This window comes from Bacillus cereus group sp. BfR-BA-01355, assembly GCF_022663675.1.
Taxonomy (GTDB): domain Bacteria; phylum Bacillota; class Bacilli; order Bacillales; family Bacillaceae_G; genus Bacillus_A; species Bacillus_A thuringiensis_S.
On record NZ_JAKUFY010000072.1, the window covers coordinates 22,027 to 28,026 of the forward strand.

Sequence of the window (6,000 nt, forward strand, 5' to 3'; positions counted from 1 at the left end):
CCCCTCCCTATTATTTTATAGTGCTTTCTTCACAAACCCTTTTGCGTATTTTAGTTTCTCCAGTGCTTCCCCATACTCACACTGCAACAACACCATAACAATGGCAGCTTTTACGTTACGTTCTGCCTTTTCATAATACTCTGCCGCTACTTCATAACTAGCGCCTGTTGCTTCCACAATAATTCGTTTTGACCGTTCTACTAACTTTTCATTTGTGGATTGAACATCTACCATTAAGTTTTTATATACTTTTCCTACACCAATCATCGAAGCTGTTGAAATCATATTCAGCACTAATTTTTGTGCTGTACCAGCTTTTAAACGCGTTGATCCTGTTAATATTTCTGCACCTGTCTCTACTTCTACATTTAACTTTGCATATTTACTTATTTCAGCATTTTTATTACAAGAAATACTCGCTGTACTCGCTCCTACGCTCTGTGCGTATTTCAAGCCGCCAATTACGTAAGGAGTTCTGCCACTTGCAGCAATTCCAATCACTGTATCTTTCTCATTTAATCCAATACTTTTTAAATCTTCTTCTGCTAACTCTTCGCGATCTTCGGCACCTTCCACCGCTTTAGTAAACGCTTTCAACCCACCTGCTATATATCCTTGCACCATTTTATCATCCGTGCCAAATGTCGGCGGACATTCCACTGCATCTAGAATACCTAAACGACCACTCGTACCAGCACCAATGTAAATTAAACGTCCCTCTTCTTCAAAAGATTTAATAACAGTCTGTACAACCTTTTCAATTTGTTCTATCTCTTTTTCAACTGCTAACGCAACAGTTCGATCTTCTTCATTCATACTTTGCAACACTTCTTTTATACTCATTTCATCCAGATTCATTGTTTTCTCATTACGATGTTCTGTCGATAAATTTTCTAACATATTGTCACCCTCTTTGAAATTATATTTCACACTTTTATTATAACTTTAAGAAACTAAAAATCAATATCCCTTTCTTATTTTATGAAATAAAATTTCACAACATGACATATTTGTGTCAAAGATAATAAAAAAGATGAGTCTCCTCATCTTTTCTTCTACTTTAACTTCCGTAACCGCAACGCTTCTTCTCGCGTCTCCATAAATTGATCCAATACTTTATTACCAATTCGGTTGAAAGTAATCACATATAAAGCATCAATCATATTCAGTTGCGTCATTCTCGACGCAATACTTGCAATACGATGATCTTGTTCTACATCTGGCATACAAAGACGAATGTCCGCTTCTTTATATAAGGGGGATGATTGATCTAGCTTCGTAATTCCAATAACAGTTGCACCTTGTCTCTTTGCATACTGCGCCATTTCAAGCACATCTCTCGTTCGACCAGATGTTGAAATCGCAACAAATATATCGCCTTCTTTTAAATTCGTCACAAGCGGCAACATCATATGAAAATCAGATAGCATCATCGCTGTAAATCCAAGCCGTGTAAATTTATACGCCCCATCCATTGCTGGCGTAGCTGATCCACCTACGCCGTAAAATATAATTTTGCCCGCATTGACAATACGATCTGCAGCTTTCTCAAGTTCCTTCTTATCTATCGCAGTAACGCTCGCCTCAATTGCAGCTTTATTCACATAAGTGACTTTATTAAACAAATCGTACGGTCCATCTTCCGTATTCATCACTGAAAAATCGTTAATATTATAATCAGCAATCGTTAATTCACGAACGAGTGCTATCTTAAATGCTTTAAAACTTCCGATCCCAATCGACTTACAAAAACGAACGACACTCGCCTCACTTGCGCCTGCATTCGTTGACACTTCTTTCGTCGTTAAGTTCGGAACAATCTCTGCATTCTCCATTATGTACATGGCAACCTTCTTTTCAGCTGGTGAAAATTGATCCATATTACTTTCAATTTTAAATAGTAATGTTGAAGCTTTCACTATTTAACCTCCACTTCTTACGGTTGCGTTCACTTATTTTCTCTTACTTCAAGAAGGTAAAAACCATCATCGCCAGGAGGATGAAACACATTTACAATGCGATTCCCTTTTTGATAAACAGTTCTTTCTCCTTCTGTCCACTTCTCTTTCCAACCGTTCATCCAAATCGCAACATCAGGTAAAAAAGCAGTATATTTCAGCTTCTGACCGTACTCACCATCTGCTTCTTCCGAAAAAATAGAAACCGGAAAATCTTTCACTTTTGATTCTTTCCATGCAGTAAATGGTATACATACTGCAATAAGTACGATTACACCGATAACCTTCTCCTTCGTAATCTTCACACTTCCCTCTCCTTGTCATATCACATACATAGATTTTACCATAATTACAAACCCTTCATGCTATATGACCATTGCTTTTTGGAATAAAAAAAGAGCTTACCTACATCAGATAAGCCCTTCCTCTCTATACAAAATATTTCTTCAAAAGTGGCGGTGTAATAATCGTCGTCAATATAACCACAATAACAATCGCTGTGAAATTTTCTTTCGCTAATAAATTCGCCGTAAGTCCATTTGCTGCGATGATAAGTGCTACTTCACCACGTGATACCATCCCCGCGCCAATACTAATAGAAGATTGGAGATTAAAACCTGTCAATCTCGCTCCTAAACCTGATCCAATTAACTTTGTGAAAATCGCAATGAGGGTCATAATAATAATGAACCAAAGCTGGCTTCCAATGCCTTGAAATGTAATTTCCATTCCGATACTTACGAAGAATACTGGAACAAATATTGCATAAGCAATCGGTTCAATTTTATGTTCCACTTCATGCTTATACTCTGTTTGAGAAATAGCAATTCCTGCTGCAAATGCTCCAATAATGCCTGCAATTCCCATCATTTCACTGTAATAAGAAAAAGAGAAGCAAATAATAAGAGCCGCGCTAATTAACGCTTCTGTTACACGAAGCGGGACAAGCATTTTCATAATCCAAGGAACGACTTTCCAAGCAATAAAAACAATACTTACAAAGAAAATAATTTTCTTTGCAATGACAAGTGTTATATTTACATCTTGTGTTCCTAAAAAACTCATTACAAATGCCAATAAAATAACGACAATGACATCATCAAATACGGCAGCACCTAAAATTGTTGTACTTTCTCTCGTATTCATTTTTCCTAAATCACGTAGCGTCTGCACCGTAATACTAACCGATGTTGCGCAAAGTAATAATCCTAAAAAAATGGCATGGGACTGCATTAATCCAAACAGCAATCCTGTTACATAACCACCGATGAAAGGAAAAATAATTCCACCAGCCGCTACTGCAAATGACGATTTCAAATTCCGATTTAACTCTTCTAAATCTGTTTCAAGTCCCGCCATAAACATAAGTAACAAAACACCAATCTCACTCAGTTCATCAATTAGTTCAGAACTATTAATAATACCGAGTACAGCTGGACCGATAATAATACCGACAATTAACTTACCAAGTACAGAAGGCTGACCAAGTCTCACGCTAATGTCACCAGCTAATTTCGTACAAAGTAAAATGACGACAAGTTCAAAATAAAATAACATAGCATCTGCTCCTACTTTAACTTTAATCAGTGGGTCGTTAACCCCCGTTCATTTCTGCAAGTAGTTTCCCCTATTGATCCGAATTTTATTTTTCATATTTTTATTTGACAAAATATTCTGAATTATATTAAGATTAATCCAGCAATTTTAAAAAACTACATACCATAACTGTACCTCCATTTCCTTACATACTCTTTTTTAATGGGCTCATACTATAGTCGCAGTTATGGAAATGAAAAAACGGGGGGAGAGTCCAAAGTGAAGTCATTATTACGAAAAAAAGCGCTTAGTACTGAATCACCAAAGCAGCTAGATAGAACATTAACTGCACTCGATTTAACGTTTTTAGGGATCGGCGCCGTAATTGGGACAGGGATCTTTGTATTAACAGGTATTGTTGCAGCAAAACATTCTGGTCCTGGTATTATGCTATCATTCCTTATTGCTGCATTTACTTGTGCTTGTGTAGCCTTTTGTTATGCTGAATTTGCTTCTTCTATTCCTGTCTCAGGAAGTGTGTATACTTACGCATACATGACAGTCGGAGAAGTCGTCGCCTTCATCGTCGGATGGTGTTTAATGCTCGAATATTTACTTGCCGTTGCAGCAGTAGCTGTCGGTTGGTCTGGTTATTTGCAATCATTACTACAAGGGTTCAATATACACCTACCCGCCATAATCGCCTCGGCCCCCGGCGTAGGAAAAGGTGGTCTCATCGATTTACCAGCTGTCTGCATTTTACTTCTTATTACTGGTCTTTTAAGTTTTGGTATACGTGAAAGTGCACGCATTAATAATATTATGGTTCTTATTAAACTAGCTGTTATCATTGCCTTTATCGTAGCAGGCGCAAAATATGTAAAACCTGAAAACTGGACACCGTTCATTCCATTCGGATACGACGGTATTATTACCGGAGCTGTCACTGTATTCTTCGCCTTTTTAGGTTTTGATGCAATCGCAACCGCTGCAGAAGAAACGAAAAAACCGCAGCGTGACTTACCAATTGGTATTATCGGTTCTCTTCTTATTTGTACTGTTTTATATATGATCGTATCTTTCGTTTTAACAGGTATGGTTCCTTATACGCAATTAGACGTTTCTGATCCAGTTGCATTTGCATTGCATTTCGTTGGTGAGGATGCAATTGCAGGACTACTCGCTGTTGGAGCGATGACTGGAATGACAACCGTTCTCTTAGTCGTTATGTATGGACAAGTTCGAGTTTCGTATGCGATGAGCCGTGACGGTCTACTTCCAAAAGCGTTAGCACGTGTAAATAAAAGAGTAAAAATCCCTTTATTAAATACGTGGATTACTGGCGTTATTGCCGCTTTATTAGCAGGACTTTTAGATTTACATTTGCTAGCAAATTTAGTAAACATCGGTACGTTAACAGCCTTTACATTCGTTTGCTGCGCGGTACTTATTTTACGAAAAACACATCCTGATTTAAAACGTGGATTCCGTACACCTTTCGTACCTGTATTACCAGTTGTCGCGATTCTTTGCTGTTTATATTTGATGGCTAATTTATCTAAAACGACATGGATTAGCTTTATAGCTTGGCTTATAGTCGGTTTATGCTTCTATTTCTTCTACTCTAGAAAGCATAGCCATTTAGCTACCGAAAAAACGAATGATGAACAGAAAAAAGCATAACAAAATAGCTCGCCGTTTTAGCGGCGAGCTATCTTTCTGTACAATTATATTTTTTCGTTAACGATTGTAAAATGAAAAATATGCCGATGCAAGCTGTAAACCACGCCCAATTTCCTATTGGTGTAGAATATTTAAAAACGCCAATACCTACAAGCACTATGAAAATGATTACTTGATATATGAGCTTCCACTTTTGCATATATTCCCTCCTTTACTTCGTTCCCTTCTTTTTATTCTTCCAGGCATTCAAACTATCAAAGAAAAAGTTAATAAATAACGTTCCTAGTCCTGCTAATAAGAAAGTCATTAAAAATAAAACCCAAATACTTTTCTCTTTTAAGAAATAATATCCTACAAGGAGCACAACCGCGATCCATACATATTCAAGAATTCTTTTTAGCTTTTTCTGTTCCAAATTATTCGCTCCTTCTTTCTATGCTACTTTTAGTATAACAAAAAAGAAGCCTATCATGATAAGCTTCTTTTCTTCTCTCTTATTTGTTCATACTTTTTTCAACGAGTGAAATCGCATATTCTAATGTACGATTCATCGTTTCTACCTGTGCATCTTTTACCTTCGCATCTTTTAATACAGCTTCTGCAACTGTAATTTTTTGTTGCAATGATTTCACTGAACCATCTGTTACATTTACAGCTTGCGCTTTCTTCACTACTGCTTTTGCAGATTCAATATTGATCTGTAATTTTTCTTTCGGTGTTTTTGGTTGTTCTTCTGCCACTTTTGATTGTACGAATGTTACATTAGCTGTTTTTAATTCGTTATATGTTTGAATAATTTGTTCCCCAGTACTTCCTACATTTT

Annotated in this window: 7 protein-coding genes and 1 pseudogene; 1 reads left to right on the forward strand and 7 read right to left on the reverse strand. The window is 36.9% G+C overall.

What is annotated here, in order from left to right; translation table 11 throughout:
* Positions 1-15 precede the first annotated feature (15 nt).
* The 4 genes from murQ to MR167_RS21155 all read right to left on the reverse strand — a co-directional run bounded on the left by murQ (position 16) and on the right by MR167_RS21155 (position 3,515).
* A complete protein-coding gene (murQ, locus tag MR167_RS21140) occupies positions 16-900 on the reverse strand; it encodes an N-acetylmuramic acid 6-phosphate etherase (protein WP_000892355.1) in 885 nt (294 codons plus the stop codon).
* 155 nt (positions 901-1,055) lie between these two features.
* A complete protein-coding gene (locus MR167_RS21145) occupies positions 1,056-1,919 on the reverse strand; it encodes a MurR/RpiR family transcriptional regulator (RefSeq protein ID WP_000648168.1) in 864 nt (287 codons plus the stop codon).
* A gap of 29 nt (positions 1,920-1,948) precedes the next feature.
* Positions 1,949-2,263 carry an outer surface protein gene (locus MR167_RS21150; RefSeq protein ID WP_242315399.1) on the reverse strand — a complete coding sequence of 105 codons (315 nt, stop codon included), beginning with the start codon at positions 2,261-2,263 and terminating at the stop codon, positions 1,949-1,951.
* A gap of 124 nt (positions 2,264-2,387) precedes the next feature.
* Positions 2,388-3,515: a cation:proton antiporter gene (locus MR167_RS21155; protein ID WP_000899807.1), complete on the reverse strand. Its 1,128-nt coding sequence runs from the start codon at positions 3,513-3,515 to the stop codon at positions 2,388-2,390.
* Positions 3,516-3,716: 201 nt separating this feature from the next.
* Between MR167_RS21155 and bcaP the strand changes: the two genes are divergently transcribed.
* Positions 3,717-5,177: a branched-chain amino acid transporter BcaP gene (bcaP, locus tag MR167_RS21160; protein WP_242315401.1), complete on the forward strand. Its 1,461-nt coding sequence runs from the start codon at positions 3,717-3,719 to the stop codon at positions 5,175-5,177.
* Positions 5,178-5,205: 28 nt separating this feature from the next.
* Here bcaP and MR167_RS21165 read toward each other — a convergent pair whose 3' ends face one another.
* The 3 genes and pseudogenes from MR167_RS21165 to MR167_RS21175 form a co-directional block, all read right to left on the reverse strand.
* On the reverse strand, positions 5,206-5,376 hold the full coding sequence (locus tag MR167_RS21165) for a hypothetical protein (RefSeq protein WP_001174833.1): 171 nt from the start codon (positions 5,374-5,376) through the stop codon (positions 5,206-5,208).
* 12 nt (positions 5,377-5,388) lie between these two features.
* The gene (locus MR167_RS21170) at positions 5,389-5,592 is read right to left on the reverse strand and encodes a hypothetical protein (RefSeq protein WP_000435797.1); all 204 of its coding nucleotides are present in this window, start codon (positions 5,590-5,592) and stop codon (positions 5,389-5,391) included.
* Between the two features lie 79 nt (positions 5,593-5,671).
* Positions 5,672-6,000, reverse strand: a pseudogene (locus MR167_RS21175) (LamG-like jellyroll fold domain-containing protein); the annotation flags it as partial.